This is a genomic window from Pseudotamlana agarivorans, assembly GCF_018860245.1.
Classification (GTDB): Bacteria; Bacteroidota; Bacteroidia; order Flavobacteriales; family Flavobacteriaceae; genus Pseudotamlana; species Pseudotamlana agarivorans_A.
Map to the genome: position 1 here is coordinate 541335 of NZ_JAHKPD010000012.1, position 19290 is coordinate 560624.

15 protein-coding genes are annotated in these 19290 nt (G+C 37.0%); 12 read left to right on the forward strand and 3 right to left on the reverse strand.

The genetic code is table 11. The features are described from left to right. Positions 1–28: 28 nt before the first annotated feature. Positions 29–670 (forward strand): hypothetical protein, encoded by a 642-nt coding sequence (locus KO493_RS08765; protein ID WP_216067561.1) that lies wholly within the window; start codon positions 29–31, stop codon positions 668–670. 354 nt (positions 671–1024) lie between these two features. Here the strand turns inward: KO493_RS08765 and metK are convergent, their stop codons facing one another. After that, positions 1025–2278: a methionine adenosyltransferase gene (gene metK / locus KO493_RS08770; protein ID WP_216067562.1), complete on the reverse strand. Its 1254-nt coding sequence runs from the start codon at positions 2276–2278 to the stop codon at positions 1025–1027. Between the two features lie 606 nt (positions 2279–2884). Between metK and ilvD the strand changes: the two genes are divergently transcribed. The 7 genes from ilvD to azu all read left to right on the forward strand — a co-directional run bounded on the left by ilvD (position 2885) and on the right by azu (position 12056). Next, entirely contained in the window at positions 2885–4567 is a 1683-nt protein-coding gene (ilvD, locus tag KO493_RS08775; RefSeq protein ID WP_216067563.1) for a dihydroxy-acid dehydratase, read from the forward strand. Between the two features lie 54 nt (positions 4568–4621). Continuing rightward, positions 4622–6352 (forward strand): biosynthetic-type acetolactate synthase large subunit, encoded by a 1731-nt coding sequence (gene ilvB, locus KO493_RS08780; protein WP_216067564.1) that lies wholly within the window; start codon positions 4622–4624, stop codon positions 6350–6352. A gap of 13 nt (positions 6353–6365) precedes the next feature. After that, positions 6366–6902: an acetolactate synthase small subunit gene (ilvN, locus tag KO493_RS08785; RefSeq protein ID WP_216067565.1), complete on the forward strand. Its 537-nt coding sequence runs from the start codon at positions 6366–6368 to the stop codon at positions 6900–6902. Positions 6903–6916: 14 nt separating this feature from the next. After that, complete coding sequence (ilvC, locus tag KO493_RS08790) at positions 6917–8392, forward strand: ketol-acid reductoisomerase (protein ID WP_216067566.1); 1476 nt, start codon at positions 6917–6919, stop codon at positions 8390–8392. 10 nt (positions 8393–8402) lie between these two features. Beyond that, positions 8403–9665 carry a threonine ammonia-lyase IlvA gene (gene ilvA, locus KO493_RS08795; RefSeq protein ID WP_216067567.1) on the forward strand — a complete coding sequence of 421 codons (1263 nt, stop codon included), beginning with the start codon at positions 8403–8405 and terminating at the stop codon, positions 9663–9665. Positions 9666–9829: 164 nt separating this feature from the next. Next, the gene (locus KO493_RS08800; RefSeq protein ID WP_216067568.1) at positions 9830–11422 is read left to right on the forward strand and encodes an NADP-dependent glyceraldehyde-3-phosphate dehydrogenase; all 1593 of its coding nucleotides are present in this window, start codon (positions 9830–9832) and stop codon (positions 11420–11422) included. A gap of 124 nt (positions 11423–11546) precedes the next feature. Then, positions 11547–12056, forward strand: a complete 510-nt coding sequence (gene azu, locus KO493_RS08805) for an azurin (protein ID WP_216067569.1) — start codon at positions 11547–11549, stop codon at positions 12054–12056. A 219-nt stretch (positions 12057–12275) separates the two neighbouring features. Here azu and KO493_RS08810 read toward each other — a convergent pair whose 3' ends face one another. Together KO493_RS08810 and KO493_RS08815 are read right to left on the reverse strand one after the other, a co-directional pair. Next, positions 12276–12905 carry a gluconate 2-dehydrogenase subunit 3 family protein gene (locus KO493_RS08810; RefSeq protein ID WP_216067570.1) on the reverse strand — a complete coding sequence of 210 codons (630 nt, stop codon included), beginning with the start codon at positions 12903–12905 and terminating at the stop codon, positions 12276–12278. A 3-nt stretch (positions 12906–12908) separates the two neighbouring features. Next, a complete protein-coding gene (locus KO493_RS08815) occupies positions 12909–14633 on the reverse strand; it encodes a GMC oxidoreductase (protein WP_216067571.1) in 1725 nt (574 codons plus the stop codon). Positions 14634–14766: 133 nt separating this feature from the next. Here KO493_RS08815 and KO493_RS08820 point away from each other — a divergent pair, with 133 nt between their 5' ends. The 4 genes from KO493_RS08820 (at position 14767) to KO493_RS08835 (ending at position 19226) form a co-directional block, all read left to right on the forward strand. After that, the gene (locus KO493_RS08820; RefSeq protein WP_216067572.1) at positions 14767–15810 is read left to right on the forward strand and encodes a helix-turn-helix domain-containing protein; all 1044 of its coding nucleotides are present in this window, start codon (positions 14767–14769) and stop codon (positions 15808–15810) included. A 101-nt stretch (positions 15811–15911) separates the two neighbouring features. Continuing rightward, positions 15912–16874 (forward strand): sugar phosphate isomerase/epimerase family protein, encoded by a 963-nt coding sequence (locus KO493_RS08825; protein ID WP_216067573.1) that lies wholly within the window; start codon positions 15912–15914, stop codon positions 16872–16874. A 26-nt stretch (positions 16875–16900) separates the two neighbouring features. After that, complete coding sequence (locus tag KO493_RS08830; RefSeq protein ID WP_216067574.1) at positions 16901–18073, forward strand: MFS transporter; 1173 nt, start codon at positions 16901–16903, stop codon at positions 18071–18073. A gap of 7 nt (positions 18074–18080) precedes the next feature. Next, complete coding sequence (locus tag KO493_RS08835) at positions 18081–19226, forward strand: Gfo/Idh/MocA family protein (protein ID WP_252723189.1); 1146 nt, start codon at positions 18081–18083, stop codon at positions 19224–19226. The last annotated feature ends 64 nt before the right edge of the window (positions 19227–19290 follow it).

Consider the following 19290-nt stretch of genomic DNA (forward strand, 5'->3'; position numbering starts at 1 on the left):
TCATGTTATAAAAAATAATATTAAAATCGTGAAATTAATTGATTATATATTAAAATTTAGCTTTGCCTTTTGTCTTGGACTATTTATAATTTTTAAAGGAAGTCCTTTAATTTTTAATAAAGCAAAAGAATTGAAGCAGGAAAATTTAACGGAGATAAAACTGGAATTTTTATCAGTAAAATATATTACTCCCAACGATAAAAGTTATATAAAAATAGAAGGTTTATTGTCAAATAACAAAGCATTTAAACGAATATATCAAACATCAGAAAGAAAGCATATAAACCTGTTAAATATATTAACGGGGAATATAAATAGTTCAAAAATAAATATGGATCAAATATTACCATTAGAATTAACACAAGAGCATCTATTGAAATTAAGTGATGTAAGAGTGAATTTTAATAAAAGTGGTAATCTAGATAAACTAGTTATCAATCAACAATATATAATAGGTGAGAAAGCATCTTATCTTCGGGTAATTTTTGTTTATTTTCTTGGTGCCTTAACTTTTACTCTTGGAGTATTGTCTTTGACTGTAGCTTTAATAATGGCATTTCGTAATTTAAATATTTACAGAAATACAGGCAAATTACCTGAAATTCAGAATACTTTTGATAGTAAGATAAAAGGCTTAGAGTTTTTCTTAAAGTTTTTTAAAGGAAAGTAAAAAATATTATTTGTGACAAAGAAGAAATAAACCTGATAGCGCGGACTAGTAGTCCGTGCCATTCCGTGCCACACATAAAATATTAAGCCAATACCCTAAGAAAGTTTCTAAAAATAAATAAGAGTTGTCTACAAAATATAAAGCTACAGAAAAGAACGTCACGTATTTTATAACCATAACAACAGTAGCTTGGGTAGCTGTTTTTATTAATACAATATATTTGTTTTGAGTTCTTAGTGTTGCACGGACTACAAGTCCGCGCAATCAGGCATTAGCTAGCTGTAGATTACAAAAAAAGCCCCACAAATAATTGCAAGGCTTTTTAAATTTATCATTTTAAAACAGTTCGAATTTCTACAATCCGAAAGCTTTTTTTACTTGATCCACGTAATCTAATTTTTCCCAAGTGAATAATTCTACGTCAAGGGTAATGGTTTCTCCAAAAGGCTGAGAAAATGTTTTAGTCACGGTTTCGTTTTTACGTCCCATGTGTCCGTAAGCCGCAGTTTCACTATAGATTGGCGCGCGTAATTTCAGGCGCTCTTCAATAGCAAATGGTCGCATGTCAAAAATTTCAGTTACTTTTTGTGCAATTTCACCGTCGGTCATGTTAAACGGACAAGTGCCATAAGTATCAATAAAAATTCCCATGGGTTCAACAACACCAATGGCGTAACTTACTTGCACTAAAACTTCTTCGGCAACACCAGCTGCAACTAGGTTTTTAGCAATATGTCTTGTGGCGTAAGCCGCACTACGGTCTACTTTACTTGGGTCTTTTCCTGAGAAAGCACCACCACCATGAGCACCTTTTCCACCGTAGGTATCCACAATAATTTTACGACCTGTTAAACCTGTATCTCCATGCGGACCTCCAATTACGAATTTCCCTGTTGGGTTGATGTGGTACTTAATGTCGTCGTTAAATAATTTCTGTAAACCTTCAGGAAGTTGAGCAATCACTCGTGGGATTAAAATATCAACAATATCCTTTCTAATTTTTGCAAGCATCGCCTCGTCTTCATCGAAATCATCATGTTGTGTAGAAACAACAATCGCTTCAATACGTTGCGGTACATTATTATCGTCGTATTCAATAGTTACCTGACTTTTAGAATCTGGTCTTAAATACGTGATGTATTTATTTTCTCTTCTTAGCTCTGCTAATTCTCTTAAAATTAAGTGCGATAAATCTAAGGCTAAAGGCATGAAGTTTTCAGTTTCATTGGTTGCATAACCAAACATCATCCCTTGGTCTCCCGCACCTTGCTCTTCTTTGCTACCGCGGTCTACACCCTGGTTGATGTCTTCAGATTGTTCATGTATTGCCGATAAAACACCACATGAATTGCCGTCGAACATGTATTCACCTTTGGTGTATCCAATTTTATTGATGGTATCTCTAGCAATTTTTTGAACGTCCAAATAGGTGGTCGATTTTACTTCACCAGCAAGTACAACTTGCCCAGTAGTTACTAAAGTTTCACAAGCCACTTTCGATTCGGTGTCGAATGCTAAAAAATTATCTATTAAAGCGTCACTAATTTGATCTGCTACTTTGTCTGGATGCCCTTCAGAAACACTTTCTGAAGTGAATAAATAAGCCATAATAATTTAAATTACAGTAAGATTTGACGAATACGTCGAAGGAAGTTTACACTGCCTTTAGCATTTTTATTTATGTTGAAACGTGTTCAGCATAAAGAGGTTGCAATCAGTCAAATCTTTCCTCTGTTGTTTTGTGCCGCAAAAGTAAAAAAATAAAAGAAAATGAACAGCGCTTTTTTATTTTTTAAGAAATAATTGGTAGTTAAATTTATTTTCCGAATATTTGTTTCAGCAAAATGAAAAAACAAATTATACAAGTCGTTTCTATTATTGTCATTGTGATTATTTCACAAGGCTAGGGAATGCGATAATTTATAAGAAATAAATTTTACCAGCTTTCCCAAAATGGAAGGCTTTTTTTATGCCATTTTTTTTCATTTTTGAACATCATAAAAAAACGACTCTAAAACACTGGTTTTAAGAGTTTTAAGTTGTTTTTTGTGATTGTGAATTTAACTATAAATAATAAAAATTAAGTAGTTTGACGCCCTAATAAATTACTTTCGAATCTTATTTTAAGATTTTGAAGGATTTGTATTGAAAGGTTGATAAAGCTTAGAATAATGATATAAATTAAGATAAAGCATAAAATTATTTGCAACAAATATGAAAGAACTTAATAAACATAGTAGAAGGCTAACGCAGGATGAATCTCAACCAGCATCTCAAGCCATGTTATATGCGGTAGGATTGACTGATGAGGATATGAATAAAGCTCAGGTTGGAATTGCAAGCACAGGATACGACGGAAACCCGTGTAACATGCACTTAAATAACTTAGCAGCTGAGGTTAAAATTGAATGTAAAATAGCGAATCTAGTAGGTTTAGGATTTAACACGATTGGTGTTAGTGATGGGATTTCAATGGGAACTTCAGGAATGAACTATTCATTGGCGTCTCGTGATATTATTGCCGATTCTATTGAAACCGTTATGAATGCCCAAAGCTATGATGCACTGGTTTCTGTAGTAGGTTGTGATAAAAATATGCCGGGAGCAGTCATTGCGATGTTGCGTTTAAACCGTCCGTCAATCATGATGTACGGAGGAACGATTGCTTCAGGGAAATATAAAGGAAGAAAATTAAATATCGTATCAGCTTTTGAAGCTTTAGGTCAGAAAGTGGCTGGAGAAATTGATGAAGATGAGTACAGAGAAATTATAAAAAGTGCCATTCCGGGAGCTGGAGCTTGTGGAGGGATGTACACAGCAAATACTATGGCTTCGGCAATAGAATGTATGGGCTTTGCATTGCCTTACAATTCATCTATTCCTGCTGAAAATCCGAATAAATTATCTGAAAGTGAAAGAACCGCAAGAGCGATTAAAAATCTTTTAGAATTGGATTTAAAACCTTTAGATATCATTTCTAAAAAATCTATTGAAAATGCGATTGCTATTGTAAATGCTTTAGGAGGTTCTACAAATGCTGTATTACACTTTTTGGCGATTGCACATGCAGCAGATATCGAGTTTACATTAGAAGATTTTCAAGCGGTAAGTGATAGAACGCCGTTAATAGCCGATTTAAAACCTAGTGGAAAATACTTAATGGAAGATGTTCACGGTATTGGAGGAACGCCAGCTGTTATGAAGTATTTATTAGATAATGGTTTTTTACATGGCGATTGTATGACCGTTACCGGAAAAACTTTAGCTGAAAATTTAAAAGATGTTGAACCTTTGGTTTTTGAAAATGATCAAGATGTTATTTATCCTAAAGATAAGGCCTTAAAATCATCAGGAAACTTACAAATCCTTTACGGAAACTTAGCTGTAGAAGGAGCTGTTGCAAAAATCTCTGGAAACGAAGGTTTGCTTTTTGAAGGTAAAGCGGTGGTTTACGATGGAGAACAAGCGGCAAACACGGGGATTTCTAATGGAGAAGTTGAAAAAGGAGATGTCGTCGTTATCCGTTATGTGGGGCCTAAAGGTGGTCCAGGGATGCCAGAAATGTTAAAACCAACCTCATTAATTATGGGTGCTGGTTTAGGGAAATCTGTAGCTTTAATTACAGATGGTCGTTTTTCTGGAGGAACACACGGATTTGTAGTAGGACACATAACGCCAGAAGCACAAAACGGAGGGACTATTGGAATCTTAAAAACAGGTGATAAAATTAGAATTAGTGCTGAAGATAATTCAATTAACGTACTACTTTCTGATGAAGAATTAGCTGAAAGAAAAGCACAATGGGTTCAACCAGAATTAAAACATAAAAAAGGAATCTTATATAAGTATGCAAAATCAGTAGCGTCAGCGTCAAAAGGTTGTGTTACCGATGCATAAATAAAATTTTCATTTCCGGGCAAACGGAAATCTCACAAATAAAAATTGTGAATTATGGAAACAAAAACATTAAATAAAAAAGAAGTGGCAAACAAAACACAACGAATTACAGGTTGCGAAGCAGTTGTAAGGTCTTTAATAGCCGAAGGTGTTGATATTCTTTACGGGTATCCAGGTGGTGCTATTATGCCTGTTTACGACGAATTATACAAATTTCAAGATCAAATTCATCATGTCTTAACGCGTCATGAGCAAGGGGCGGCACATGCGGCTCAAGGTTTTGCACGTATTTCAGGACGTGTAGGTGTGGCTTTGGCAACTTCAGGACCTGGAGCAACCAATTTAATCACAGGAATTGCCGATGCGCAAATCGATTCTACGCCTTTAGTTTGTATTACTGGGCAGGTGGCTTCGCACTTATTAGGTAGTGATGCTTTTCAGGAAACCGATATCGTAGGTATTTCTACGCCAGTTACTAAATGGAACGTACAAGTAACCAAATCTGAGGATATTCCCGGGGCGATTGCGAAAGCATTTTATATCGCTAAAAGCGGAAGACCAGGCCCTGTTTTAGTTGATATAACTAAAGATGCACAGTTTGGTGAATTAGACTTTAATTACGAAAAATGTAAAGGCGTAAGAAGTTATAAGCCTATTCCAAAAACAAGTCAGGATGCGGTTAACGCTGCTGCGGAATTAATTAATAACGCAAAAAAACCAATGATTGTTTGGGGACAAGGTGTTATTCTTGGTGAAGCTGAAGCGGAATTAAAAGCTGTAGTTGAAAAAGCTGGAATTCCTGCTGCTTGGACCATTTTAGGAGCTTCTGCAATACCATCGACACATCCTTTAAATGTAGGTATGGTTGGTATGCATGGTAATTACGGACCAAATAAATTAACGAATGAGTGTGATGTTTTAATCGCTATCGGTATGCGTTTTGACGACCGTGTTACAGGTGATTTAAATACCTATGCCAAGCAAGCAAAAGTGATTCATTTTGATATTGATCCAGCAGAGATTAATAAAAACGTTATGGCTGATGTTGCTGTTTTAGGAAATTCAAAAGAAAGCTTAGCCATGTTAGCAGAAGCTTTAGAGGCAAAATCGCATGATGCTTGGTTAAAAGAATTCAAAGATTTATACCAAATTGAATACGATACTGTAATTAATGATGATCTTAATCCAACGAAAGAAGGATTAACCATGGGTGAAGTTATCAAGCAAATCAATATCGCTTCCGAAGGAAATGCAGCTATCGTTTCTGATGTTGGGCAACACCAAATGATTGCTTGTCGTTACGCCGATTTTAATGTGTCTAAAAGTAACATTACTTCTGGCGGATTAGGAACTATGGGCTTTGCACTTCCAGCAGCGATAGGTGCTAAAATGGCTGCGCCAAACCGAGAGGTTGTAGCGATTATTGGTGATGGTGGTTTTCAAATGAATATTCAAGAGTTAGGAACTATTTTTCAACAGAAAGTACCGGTAAAAGTTGTGGTTTTAAACAATGAGTTTTTAGGTATGGTACGTCAATGGCAACAGTTGTTTTTCGATAAGCGTTATGCTTCTACCGAAATGACCAACCCTGATTTTGTAACCATCGCCAAAGGGTATCATATAGAAGGAAAGCGTGTGACTAATCGTAAAGATATGGAAGCAGCTGTAAAAGAAATGATTGCTTCAAAAGATTCATACTTCTTAGAGGTTTGTGTTGAAAAAGAAGATAATGTGTTTCCAATGATTCCTTCGGGAGCATCAGTTTCAGATGTACGATTAAGCTAAATTAAGAAAAGACATGAGTGAAGATATAAAAACATTTACGATTTCTGTTTACACCGAAAATAACATCGGTTTACTAAATCGTATTTCAGCAATTTTTCAGCGTAGACACATCAATATTGAAAGTTTAACAACATCGCAATCAGAAATCGATGGTGTAAATCGTTTTGTCATTGTTGTGAATGTGACGCAAACCAATGCGGAAAAAATTGTAAAGCAAATTGAAAAACAAGTTGAGACGATAAGAGCATATTATCACACAGACGAGGAAACTATTTTTACCGAATCTTGTATGTTCAAAATTAAATCAGAATTGTTATTTGATGAGCCTCAAATTCAAAATATAATTAAAGAAAGTAATACACGAATTGTGACTGTAAATAAAGAATTTTTTGTTCTTGAAAAATCAGGAAGAAGAAACGAAATAGAAGCTTTACGTCGCGATTTAAATGTGTTTGGTATCATGCAATTTGTGCGTTCAGGACGTATTGCGGTAACTAAAGAAGAAATGAAAATAACTGAATTGCTGTCAGCATTCAATAATCAATTATAATAATTAAATTAAAAATGGGAAATTATTTTAACACACTATCGTTAAGAGATAAATTAGATCAATTGTCGAAGTGTAGATTCATGGACACTTCAGAGTTTGCTGATGGGGTGGACGCATTAAAAGGAAAGAAAATAGTAATCGTAGGCTGTGGAGCTCAAGGTTTAAATCAAGGTTTAAACATGAGAGATTCAGGATTAGATATTTCTTATGCTTTACGTGATGCTGCAATTGCAGAAAAACGTGCTTCTTTTGTTAATGCTTCAGAGAACGGATTTGTAGTAGGAACTTACCAAGAGGTAATTCCAACGGCAGATTTAGTTTTAAACTTAACGCCAGACAAGCAACACACTAACGTGGTTAAAGCGGTGATGCCTTTAATGAAAAAGGGAGCGACTTTAGCATATTCTCATGGTTTTAATATTGTTGAAGAAGGGATGCAAATCCGTGAAGATCTTACTGTAATTATGGTGGCGCCTAAGTCTCCAGGTTCAGAAGTTCGTGAAGAATATAAAAGAGGATTTGGTGTGCCAACATTAATTGCGGTACACGAAGAAAACGATCCAGAAGGAAAAGGTTGGGCGCAAGCTAAGGCTTATGCTGTAGCAACCGGTGGTGATAAAGCGGGTGTATTAGCATCTTCTTTTATTGCTGAGGTGAAGTCTGATTTAATGGGTGAGCAAACGATTCTTTGTGGTTTATTACAAACAGGTTCTATTTTATGTTTCGATAAAATGGTTGAAGAAGGCATCGAGCCAGGTTACGCTTCAAAATTAATTCAATACGGTTGGGAAACTGTAACTGAAGGTCTTAAATATGGTGGTGTAACTAACATGATGGATCGTCTTTCTAACGCAGCTAAAATTAAAGCATTTGAGTTGTCTGAAGAATTAAAAGATATCATGCGTCCGTTATTCCAAAAGCATATGGATGATATTATCGAAGGTCGTTTTTCTGCTGGAATGATGGCAGATTGGGCTAATGATGATAAAGATTTATTAGGATGGAGAGCTGCAACAGCTGAAACTGCATTCGAAAAAACACCTGCTGGAGATGTTGAAATCACTGAGCAAGAGTACTACGATAATGGTGTACTTATGGTGGCTATGGTAAGAGCTGGTGTAGAATTAGCTTTTGAAGCTATGGTAGATTCAGGAATTATTGATGCTTCTGCTTACTACGAGTCTTTACACGAAACACCATTAATTGCTAACACGATCGCAAGAAAGAAATTATACGAAATGAACGCTGTGATTTCTGATACTGCTGAGTACGGTTGTTACTTATTCGATCACGCTTGTAAGCCTTTATTAGCCGATTTCATGAAAACTGTTGGTACAGATGTTATAGGTAAAGCTTATGCTAAAGACAACGGTGAAGGTGTAGATAACGCTAAACTTATTGCTGTAAACAAAGCCTTAAGAAATCACCCAGTTGAAAAAGTAGGTGAATTTTTAAGAGCATCTATGACGGCTATGAAGCCCATAGTTTAAATTTCATTTTATGAACATGGGAAGCACATATTTTCCTAAGTTAAGTGATATAAAGGTAGCTGCCGATACGATTAAAAACGTATCGGCAGTTACGCCTTTAGGGCATAGCTTAAGGTACTCCAAACAGTTTGACGCAAACATTTATTTGAAGCGTGAAGACCTACAGCAAGTGCGTTCTTATAAAATTAGAGGTGCTTATAATAAGATCAGTTCTCTGACTTCTAAGCAATCCGAATGTGGCGTTGTTTGTGCAAGCGCAGGAAACCATGCCCAAGGTGTGGCCTTGTCCTGTAAATTGTTAAAAATTAAAGGCACCATTTTTATGCCAACGCCAACGCCGAAACAAAAATTGGAGCAGGTTGAAATGTTTGGCGAAGATTATATCGAAATCAAATTAGTTGGCGATACGTTTGATGATGCTAGTAAAGCAGCCATGCAGGAATGTGAGGCTCTAGACAAAACATTTATTCATCCTTTTGATGATCAAAAAGTGATTGAAGGACAAGCAACCGTGGGTTTAGAAATTTTAGAGCAGGCTGAAAGTCCAATTGATTATGTGTTTATTCCTATTGGCGGCGGCGGGCTGGCTTCTGGCTTATCTTCCGTTTTTAAAAAACTTTCTCCAAATACCAAAATCATAGGGGTCGAACCAAAAGGTGCACCTTCCATGACGGTTTCTATTGAAAACAATAAAAACACAGCATTAGATCAGATTGAAAAGTTTATTGATGGCGCAGCTGTAAAACGTGTTGGAGATTTAAATTTTGCTATTTGTAAAGAAAACTTAGATGCTACTATAACCGTTCCGGAAGGGAAAGTTTGTGAAACTATATTAGAACTTTATAATAAAGATGCTATTGTAGTAGAACCCGCTGGGGCTTTGAGTATTTCTGCTTTAGATTTCTATGCTGAAGACATAAAAGGTAAAAACGTAGTCTGCGTAGTTAGTGGTAGTAATAACGACATTACGAGAACCCCAGAAATTAAAGAACGCGCACTCCTATATGCAAATTTGAAGCATTATTTCATTATTAACTTTCCGCAGCGTGCCGGAGCTTTAAAAGAATTTGTAGTTGATATTTTAGGTGAAAATGATGATATCACTTATTTTCAATATGCTAAAAAAACCAATAGAGAAAATGGCTCGGCGGTAGTAGGGGTTCAGCTAAAATCAGCTTCCGATTTAGAACCGCTTATTGCTAAGTTGAAACAGCGTAATTTCTATGGTGATTATTTAAATGACAAGCCCGATTTATTTCAGTTTTTAGTTTAAAATTTACAAAAACTCCCGCAAACGTTTTCGTTTCACTTCTTCAAAATATCAATGGTTTATCTGTCAGTTTATACTAAAATTTAGTTACTTTGAGGGTAAATGTCATGTCTGTTATGTAACATAAAACAAAAGCATAGCGTTAAACATGCTAAATGATAGATAAAATGAAAACAAGTTTTCAGGAAATTCCAGAAGCGTATAAAATAAAATCACTTTTACATCAAAACACTTACCTCGTTAATGGCGAGTTAAAGGCTTGGGAAGGCGATACGGCCGAAGTGTATTCAACTATTTCATCAACTCCAGAGTACAAACCAACCCTTTTAGGGACTATTCCTCAATTGGGCGAGAAAGAAGCTTTAGAGGTTCTGGATTCAGCAACTTCTGCTTACGATAACGGGAAAGGCTTATGGCCAACGATGAAAGTAGCCGATAGAATTGCCTGTATGGAAACGTTTGTAGAGCAAATGAAAACCAAGCGTGAAGAAGTTGTGAAACTTCTAATGTGGGAGATCGGGAAGAATTTGCCAGATTCTGAAAAAGAATTCGATAGAACCGTAGAATATATTTACGATACCATTGAAGCTTACAAACAAATTGATAGAGATTCAGCAAAATTTGAAAAACACGCCGGTGTTTACGCACATATTCGTCGTGGACCATTAGGTGTCGTTTTATGTTTGGGGCCTTATAATTACCCATTAAACGAAACATTTGCACTGTTAATTCCAGCTTTAATTATGGGGAATCCTGTAATTTTTAAGCCTGCAAAACATGGTGTTTTATTAATTACACCATTATTAGAAGCCTTTCAAAGTAGTTTTCCAGAAGGGGTTGTAAACATTGTATACGGTCGAGGTCGTGTACTTGCTGCGCCAATTATGAAATCTGGAGCTATTGATGTTTTGGCTTTAATTGGAAACAGTAAATCTGCTAACATACTTCAAGGTCAGCACCCAAAAGGGAACCGTTTACGTATGGTTTTAGGGTTGGAAGCTAAAAATCCAGCCATTGTTTTACCTGATGCCGATTTAGATTTAGCCGTGGATGAGTGTATTGCGGGCACCCTGTCTTTTAACGGGCAACGTTGTACGGCATTAAAAGTACTTTATGTTCACGAATCGGTTGTTGAGGAATTTAATAGACGTTTTGCTTATAAAGTAGATCAACTTAAATTTGGAAACCCTTGGGAAGAAGGTGCAAAATTAACGCCGCTTCCAGAAGCTGAAAAACCAGCTTATATTCAAGAATTAATTGATGATGCCCTAGAAAACGGTGCAAAAATTTTAAATAATAAAGGTGGTGAAACTAGCGAGAATTATATTTTCCCTGCCGTTTTATATCCAGTTTCTAAAGACATGCGTGTTTATAAAGAGGAGCAATTCGGACCAGTAATTCCGGTGATTCCTTTTTCAGATATTGAAGAGCCTTTAGATGATATGGCCGAGTCTGATTATGGACAACAAGTGAGTTTATTCGGAAAAAACATTCATACACTTTCACCGCTAATCGATACTTTAGTAAACCTAGTTTGTCGTGTGAATTTAAACAGTTCTTGTCAGCGTGGACCAGATGTGTATCCGTTTACAGGTCGTAAAGATTCCGCTTCCGGTACTTTAAGTGTGTATGATGCGTTACGTTCTTTTTCTATTAGAACCTTTGTGGCTTCAAAAGACAACGAATATAATAACGCGATTTTAACCGAGTTGTTAGAAAGAAAAACATCTAACTTCATTAGTACCGATTATATTTTATAATTTTTTAAGTAAATTTCTTATTTTTTGGTTTAATATTTTTCATTGAAAGAAAACGCACTTTTAAGATTGTTTATAATCATATATTTAACCGCCGAATGGTCTAAATAATTAATACAAATCAAAAATGAAAACACTAAAATATCTGGTACTTTCTATAATATCATGCCTTGTAGTTGTTGGTTGTGGTGATAAGAAAGAAAAGAAAAAAGAAGGATTTACTTATGAAAACACCACAAACTCGACAAAAGAAGTTGTAAATAGTCCTAACGATGTGGTTTTAACTTCTAATGATGCCATGCAGTTTAATAAGCGGGAAATTAAAGTGCGATCAGGTTCTAAAGTGAAGCTTACTTTTAAGCATTTAGGGAAGATGGATAAAAATATTATGGGACATAATTTTGTGCTTTTAAAATCTGGTGTTGATTTGGTTGCTTTTGGAAACAAAGCAGCAACAGCAAGGGATTCAGGTTATATTCCAGATGATGGTGAAGCAGTCATTGCGCATACCAAACTTATTGGAGGTGGTGAAACAACTGTTATAGAGTTTGAAGCACCTGAAAAAGGAACTTATGATTTTCTATGTAGTTTCCCAGGGCATTTTGCTATAATGAAAGGAAAATTTATTGTGGAGTAAATTTAATTACCCATTTTAATTATAAAAATCGTCTGTTAGGGAAGTACGTAGCTACGTCTTTCAAGATAGACGATTTTTTTTAAGGTTATAATTCTAAAATCTCGATAGCCTTAAACTCTACAGGATGACTTTCACTTTGTAAAACATTATAGCCGCTTTCGGTTGGCTGGGCTGGGTTGTCATTGCCACCTAAAAGTTTTCATTGTAAACTTAGTGTTTTTACAAAGACCAAGCTCTACCTTGAGAGATTTCTTCTACCGAAACACAGCCTTGTTGCATGCCAGGAATGGGATCATAGGCAAGAACATTTTCTCCAATTTCTTCCGAAGTACAATACCCAAAAATAGCATAGTATCTGGTGGATAGTAAAAATTTATACATACTAAATTTTTCCATTTCAGATGCTGCAAGGTCTTTCATGTTTTGTTTTTGTTGCCGCATTAACGCTTTGGTTTCTTCGGGCGAAAGACTAAAGTACTCGTCTAAAAGCGGTTTAAAATCCTCTTTTGTACCTTCTAAAACCGCCTTATTCGATTTTTTTTGAAAGGCGGAAGCAAATAGTTGTGCCCCTTTTTTAAAGTGTTCTTGGTTTTGCGTCGTTTCTACCTCTTGATACATACTGTCTAGAAATTGTGGTGTGTTAATTTCTACTGCGCCTGGTGTATCGGTTTTAGGAATAAAGAGGTCGGTTAACTGAATAACGAGGTGTTTTTCTTCTTCCGAAAGGAAAAGCGGTTTCCAAGTTTCTGTTTGATTTTGGCAAGAGGCTAACAAATGCATTATGGTTGGGGTTGCTACTGCAAATCCAATACCTTTGGTCAAGTTTTTTAATGCCGTTCGTCTGTTCATGGTTTAGCTGTTTTTTGAGTTTTTAAAAGTTTTTGCTGCATGATTAGCCGCTCGAGCAGTAATCGCCATATAGGTAAGCGATGGGTTTTGACAAGCAGAAGAAGTCATACAAGACCCATCGGTTACATATACATTTGGAACGGTATGCACTTGGTTATTTTTGTTTAAAACCGATGTTTTAGGGTCGCGTCCCATACGCGCGGTTCCCATTTCGTGTATGCAGGCTCCTGGAATGGCTTTGCCCATGTGGCCATTTACATTTTTATACCCTGCAGATTTTAGCATAGCAACCGCTTGGTCGCGCATGTCAATACGCATTTTAATTTCATTTTCTTTTACTTCGGCATCAAAAGTAACGGTAGGCAAGCCCCAAGAATCTAACTTATCATAATCTAAAACGATCTTGTTTTCATGGTACGGTAAGCATTCTCCAAAACCGCCCAAACCAACGGTCCATGGGCCTGGTTTTAAAATATCCTTTTTTAAATCTTCACCATAACTTAGCTCCGAGACAGCGTGTTTCCAGTTGGTTCTACTAGCTCCACCTTGGTAGCCATAACCCCTAAGGAAGTCTTTTTGGTCGGTTTTTTCATCGCCAAGGTTTCTAAAACGTGGAATATAAAAACCATTCGGGCGTTTTCCTTTATAATATTTGTCTTCAAAACCATCTACCTGAGCCGATGCGCCAACCGCATAGTGATGGTCCATTAAATTATGTCCTAATTCCCCTGAATCATTCCCGAGTCCGTTAGGGAAACGCTCCGATTTGGATTGCATTAATATGGAAGTAGAAGCTATTGTAGAAGCGCAACAGAATACAATATCTGCTTTAAAGAAAAATGTTTCTTTGGTTTCTGCGTCCATCACTTTTACGCCGGTAGCTTTTTTTAAGTTGTCATCATAAACAATTTCATAGGCAATAGAATTTGGTCTTAGGTGCATATTTCCTGTGCGTTCTGCAGCTGGAAGCGTGGAAGAGTTACTGCTAAAATAGCCTCCAAAAGGGCAACCGCGAATACAGCGATTTCTATACTGGCATTTGCTTCTCCCTGCGCGGGCTTTATCTCCTGTAATATGCGCTGCCCTACCAATAGTTAGTAATCGGTCGTCAAAATTACTAGCAATGCTAGATTTTAAATCTTCTTCTACACAATTTAGTTCCATTGGTGGTTCTAGTTTACCATCGGGAAGCTGTGGTAGTCCTAGGTTTTCACCTGAAACCCCAATAAACGCTTCTACCTTATCGTACCAAGGCGCTAAATCATCGTAGCGAATAGGCCAATCTACCCCATGGCCGTCTTTTTTGTTGGCTTCAAAATCTAAATCACTTAATCGATAAGATTGTTTTCCCCACATAATAGACCGACCACCAACATGGTAGCCGCGTATCCATAGGTAATCCTTTTCTTCATTGTATGGATGTTTTACATCGTCCACAAACCAGTGTTTGGTAGCTGGTTTAGTTAAAGCGCCTCTCCAGAGTTTTCTTTGGTTGTGCTGGTTGTTTGTTTCGTCAGGATGCTGTTTTTCACGGTGTTTAAAATCCCAAGGGTCCATATACATGGTAGGGTAATCTTCAATATGTTTAACCATCCGTCCACGCTCTAAAACCAAGGTTTTAAGCCCTTGCTCACATAGTTCTTTTGCTGCCCATCCGCCGCTAATTCCAGTGCCAATAACTATGGCGTCGTATTTTTCTGGATGCTCTTTAATAGGTTTGTTATTCATCTCTTTGGTGGTTTGTTGTTGATTAGTTGGTATAACACAGAAAAAAGTGTCAATAAAATAAAATATGATGTAAATTTTTCTGTAGAATGGAAAAATAGCTATTTTGCAGCTATTCAATGTTCAAAATTTTTCAGTGAAACTAACTATACAGGAAATAAAACCATTTGAAGGCGAAGGTGTAGTATATCATGCGGATACCTGTGTGCCTTTAATTGATGCTTTTGAACGAAAAAAACTCAAATTTAAAGCCTTGGCTAGGCATACTTATCCTGGAGATCGATTGGATGAAAATACTTTGGGACTAAATAGTATCGGGTATTGGGATGCTAACGAGCCACAAGACTGGGGGCTGGATTGGCATCGCAACGAAGGGATAGAATTTCATTTTTTAGAATCTGGAACCATGCCCTACGCCCAGGAGGGAAGGGAAGTGGAGCTTACGCCAAACCATTTAACAATTACGAGACCTTGGGAAGCGCATAAGGTGGGGAACCCGCATATTGGTATGGGGAAATTTTACTGGGTTATAATCGATTTGGGGGTTCGTAGGCCGCACCAAGATTGGGTTTGGCCAGATTGGATTACTTTAACTAAAGCGGATTTAGCTCGTTTAACTACTATTTTAAGACAGAATAAAAAGTCTATTTTAAAAACCGATTCCCGTTTTAGAGATTGTTTTAAACGAATTAATAACGCTGTAAATACCGATAAAAATGGCAGTAATGCTTCTAGAATACGGTTGCTGATTAACTATTTACTGATTTTGATTTTAGATTTATTAAATTCAGAAAATATTGTTTTAAACGAATCGCTAACCGATAGCTCTAGAAGTGTACAGTATTTTTTGAAAGAATTAGAAAAAAGTTTGGCAGAACAATGGACTATTGAGTTGATGGCGAAATCGGCAGGTGTTGGATTAACCAGATTTACCCATCATTGTAAGCGGCTAACTAACCTAACACCCATGCGTTATTTAACTATTAGGCGGTTGGAAATGTCTAAAGAAATTTTGAAAAACGAGCCAGGGCTTACTATTAGTGAAGTGGCATATATGTGTGGTTTTACAACGAGCCAGTATTTTTCTACCGTGTTTAAAAAACATGAAAAGTGTTCGCCAAACGAGTATCGCATGCGTTTTCGCGTGGCAGAAAATATAAGTGCTTATCTAGAATTGTGATTTTGTTCAAATTCTTTCACTGAATAAAAATAAACAGTAAGATTCCTTTTTTTATATAATTTCACGTGCCTACTTTATTATGGTAATTAAAAAATAAAGGTGTGAAACGTAGAGATTTTATTGTAAAAACATCGCAATCCAGTTTGGCTTTGGCTGCTTTGGGCTTGTATGCTTGTAAACAATCTGAAAAAGAAGCTACGGTTCCTGGGTTGGAAAAGGTAGTTCGCGATATTCCTTTATTTTTTAATATTTCTTTAGCCCAATGGTCTTTGCACCGTGCTTTGTTTGCGGGGAAAATGGATCCCCTAGATTTTGCCGCGAAATCACGTGCCTTGGGGTGTACTGGTTTGGAATATGTTAATGGATTTTATAAAGATAAGTCTAAAGATAAGGCATACTTAAAAGAAATGAACTCCCGTGCGGATGGGGAAGGCCAACAGAATCTACTTATTATGATAGATGGCGAAGGAAATCTAGCCGATGCCAATACTTCAAAACGTTTGCAAGCCATAGAAAATCATTATAAATGGGTGGAAGCGGCGCATTTTTTGAGCTGCCAAGCCATTCGTGTAAATCTAGCTGGTGGCGTAGATAAAACAGATGCCCTAAAAGCTGGAGTGGATTCTTTGGAAAAACTTTCCGATTTCGCTAAAAATGCCAATGTGAATGTACTGGTAGAAAACCATGGCGGCTTCTCTTCTAATGGAAATTGGATGACCGATGTGTTTTCAAAAGTAAAAAGAGAAAACTGTGGAACCTTACCCGATTTTGGGAATTTCTGTATACAATATGATAAATATAGAAGGTGTTTGGAATCTTATGATCGATATAAGGGTATGAAACAATTGCTTCCTTTTGCGAAAGCGGTAAGTGCTAAATCGTACGAATTCGATGCACAAGGAAACGAAACCACTATAGATTATGGACGGGTGATGAAAATGGTACAAGAGGTAGGGTACACAGGATTTGTAGGTGTAGAATATGAAGGAATAAAAGTGCCAGAAGAAGAAGGAATCCGATTAACCAGGGATTTACTTATTAAAGTAGGGAAACAATTATCCTAAACGAAACGAACTAAACTAAATATACCATGGAACAAGTAAATAAAAACAGATTATTTCTGGCCAGTTGTTTGGCTTTAATAACTACTGCCATGACTTTTGCGATACGTGCCAGACTGGAAACCGTTTTCGGGCCAGAAGGTGTTGGCTTAACCTTAGAACAATTAGGTTATGCTTTTGCTCCTGCTTTTTTCGGATTTACCATTGCCATGCTTATTGGAGGTCCTTTAGTAGATTTATTAGGGATTAAACAAATCTCATGGATGGCCTTTTTTACCCATGCCATTGGCATTGTTCTGACTTTAATGGCAGACTCCATGACCACTTTGTTTGTTGCTACTTTATGTATAGGAATCGGAAATGGTTTTGTAGAAGCTGCTTTAAACCCTATGGTAGCATCGATGTACCCCGAGCAAAAAACTAAAATGCTAAATCGATTTCATGTATGGTTTCCTGGAGGCATTGTAATTGGCTCGCTAATAGGTTGGCTAACCATGGATGTTATGGGGCTAAGTTGGGAAAGTATGGTTGCTACTTTATTTATCCCATTGGTGCTTTATGGAGTTTTGTTTTTCGGACAAAAAATTCCTGTTACCGAACGTGTGCAGTTGGGTATTAGTAATAAGAATATGTTTAAAAGCGTACTGCAGCCACTGTTTTTGTTTATGGTTTTTTGCATGTTTCTTACGGCTGCTTCGGAGCTAGGTACCACACAGCGGATCGAGTCTTTGCTTAAAGAATCGGTCGCTGCGCCGTTGTTAGTTTTGGCTTTTATAAATGGTATTATGGCGCTTGGTAGAATGTTTGCCGGCCAGGTGGTGCATAAATTAAAGCCGTCAGGGATGCTATTGTATTCTGCCATATTTACTTTTATAGGACTTTGGTTGCTTACCATTACTTCGGGAGGAATGACTTTTGTAGCTGCAGCAATTTTTGCAGTTGGAGTAACCTTTTTCTGGCCAACTATGCTTGGTTTTGTTGCCGAATATTTACCAGAAACCGGTGCCTTAGGTTTGTCGATTATGGGTGGAGCAGGGATGTTTTCGGTATCGATTGTGTTGCCTATTATGGGGCACTTAATGGATAATGCAAGTGCTTCGGAAGCTTTACGAACCATGTCTTTATTACCTGCGATATTAATAGTTGCCTTTTTAGGTCTGAATATGTATATGAAAAAACAAGCAAAAACTTCAAAAGCATAAAAATACAATGAATAGAAAATTAAGAATGGGCATGATTGGCGGTGGCACAGGCTCCTTTATTGGGGATGTGCATAGAAAAGCTGTTGCTATCGATGGGATGATCGAGTTGGTTTGTGGCGCATTTAGTAGTAGTGCAGAAAAATCTATTGCTTCTGGAAAAGCTTTGTTGCTTCCTGAAGAAAGGTGTTACGGCACGTATGCGGAGATGATTTTAAAAGAGGCAGCGCTTCCTGAGGAAGAACGTATGGATTTTGTGGCTATTGTAACACCAAATCATATGCATTTTGAACCCGCAAAAATGGCTTTAGAACATGGTTTTCATGTGGTTTGTGATAAACCTATAACACTTACGTTGGAAGAAGCTCTGGCGCTGAAAAAAGTGGTGGAACAAAGCGGAAAACGTTTTGCCTTAACCCATAATTATACTGGGAATTCTTTGGTGAAACAGGCGCGTGCCATGGTAGCGAAAGGCGATTTAGGAACCATTAGAAAAGTACAAATACAATATTTACAGGGTTGGTTGTCTACAGCCGTGGAAACTACTAATAATAAGCAAGCCGCTTGGCGTGTGGATCCCAAACGTTCTGGGATTGGCGGTGCATTAGGAGATATTGGAACCCATGCAGAAAACTTGATGGAATACATAACTGGTTTGAAAATAGAGGAATTGGCTGCCGATTTAGGTCGGTTTGGCGATGGAAGAATTTTAGACGATGATGGGAATTTATTGCTTCGTTTGGAAAATGGTGCTAAGGGCACCTTGTCTATTTCTCAAATTGCTTTGGGAGAAGAAAACAATCTAGCCATAAAAGTGTATGGTACTAAAGGAAGTTTGGAATGGCATCAAGAAAATCCGAATAAGTTAACAACCCATTGGCTAGACGAACCTATGAAAGTATATACGCCAAATGGGAACGGTTTATATCCAGAATGTTTGCAGGTTTCGAGAATTCCTGCGGGACATCCAGAAGGGTATTTGGAAGCTTTTGCGACCATTTATAAGAATTTTGCCAATCATTTGTTGGCCGATTTAAATGGTGAAATAATAGAAAACCCAGATTATCCAACGGCAGCCGATGGCCTTCGTGGGGTGCAATTTATTTACGCCGCTGTGGCAAGTGATAATAACAATGCGGCTTGGACAAAAATGTAAAATTAAAAATGGATTAAGATTACCGCGTTAGGGATGGAACAGCATGTTTGAAATTCCGCAATGC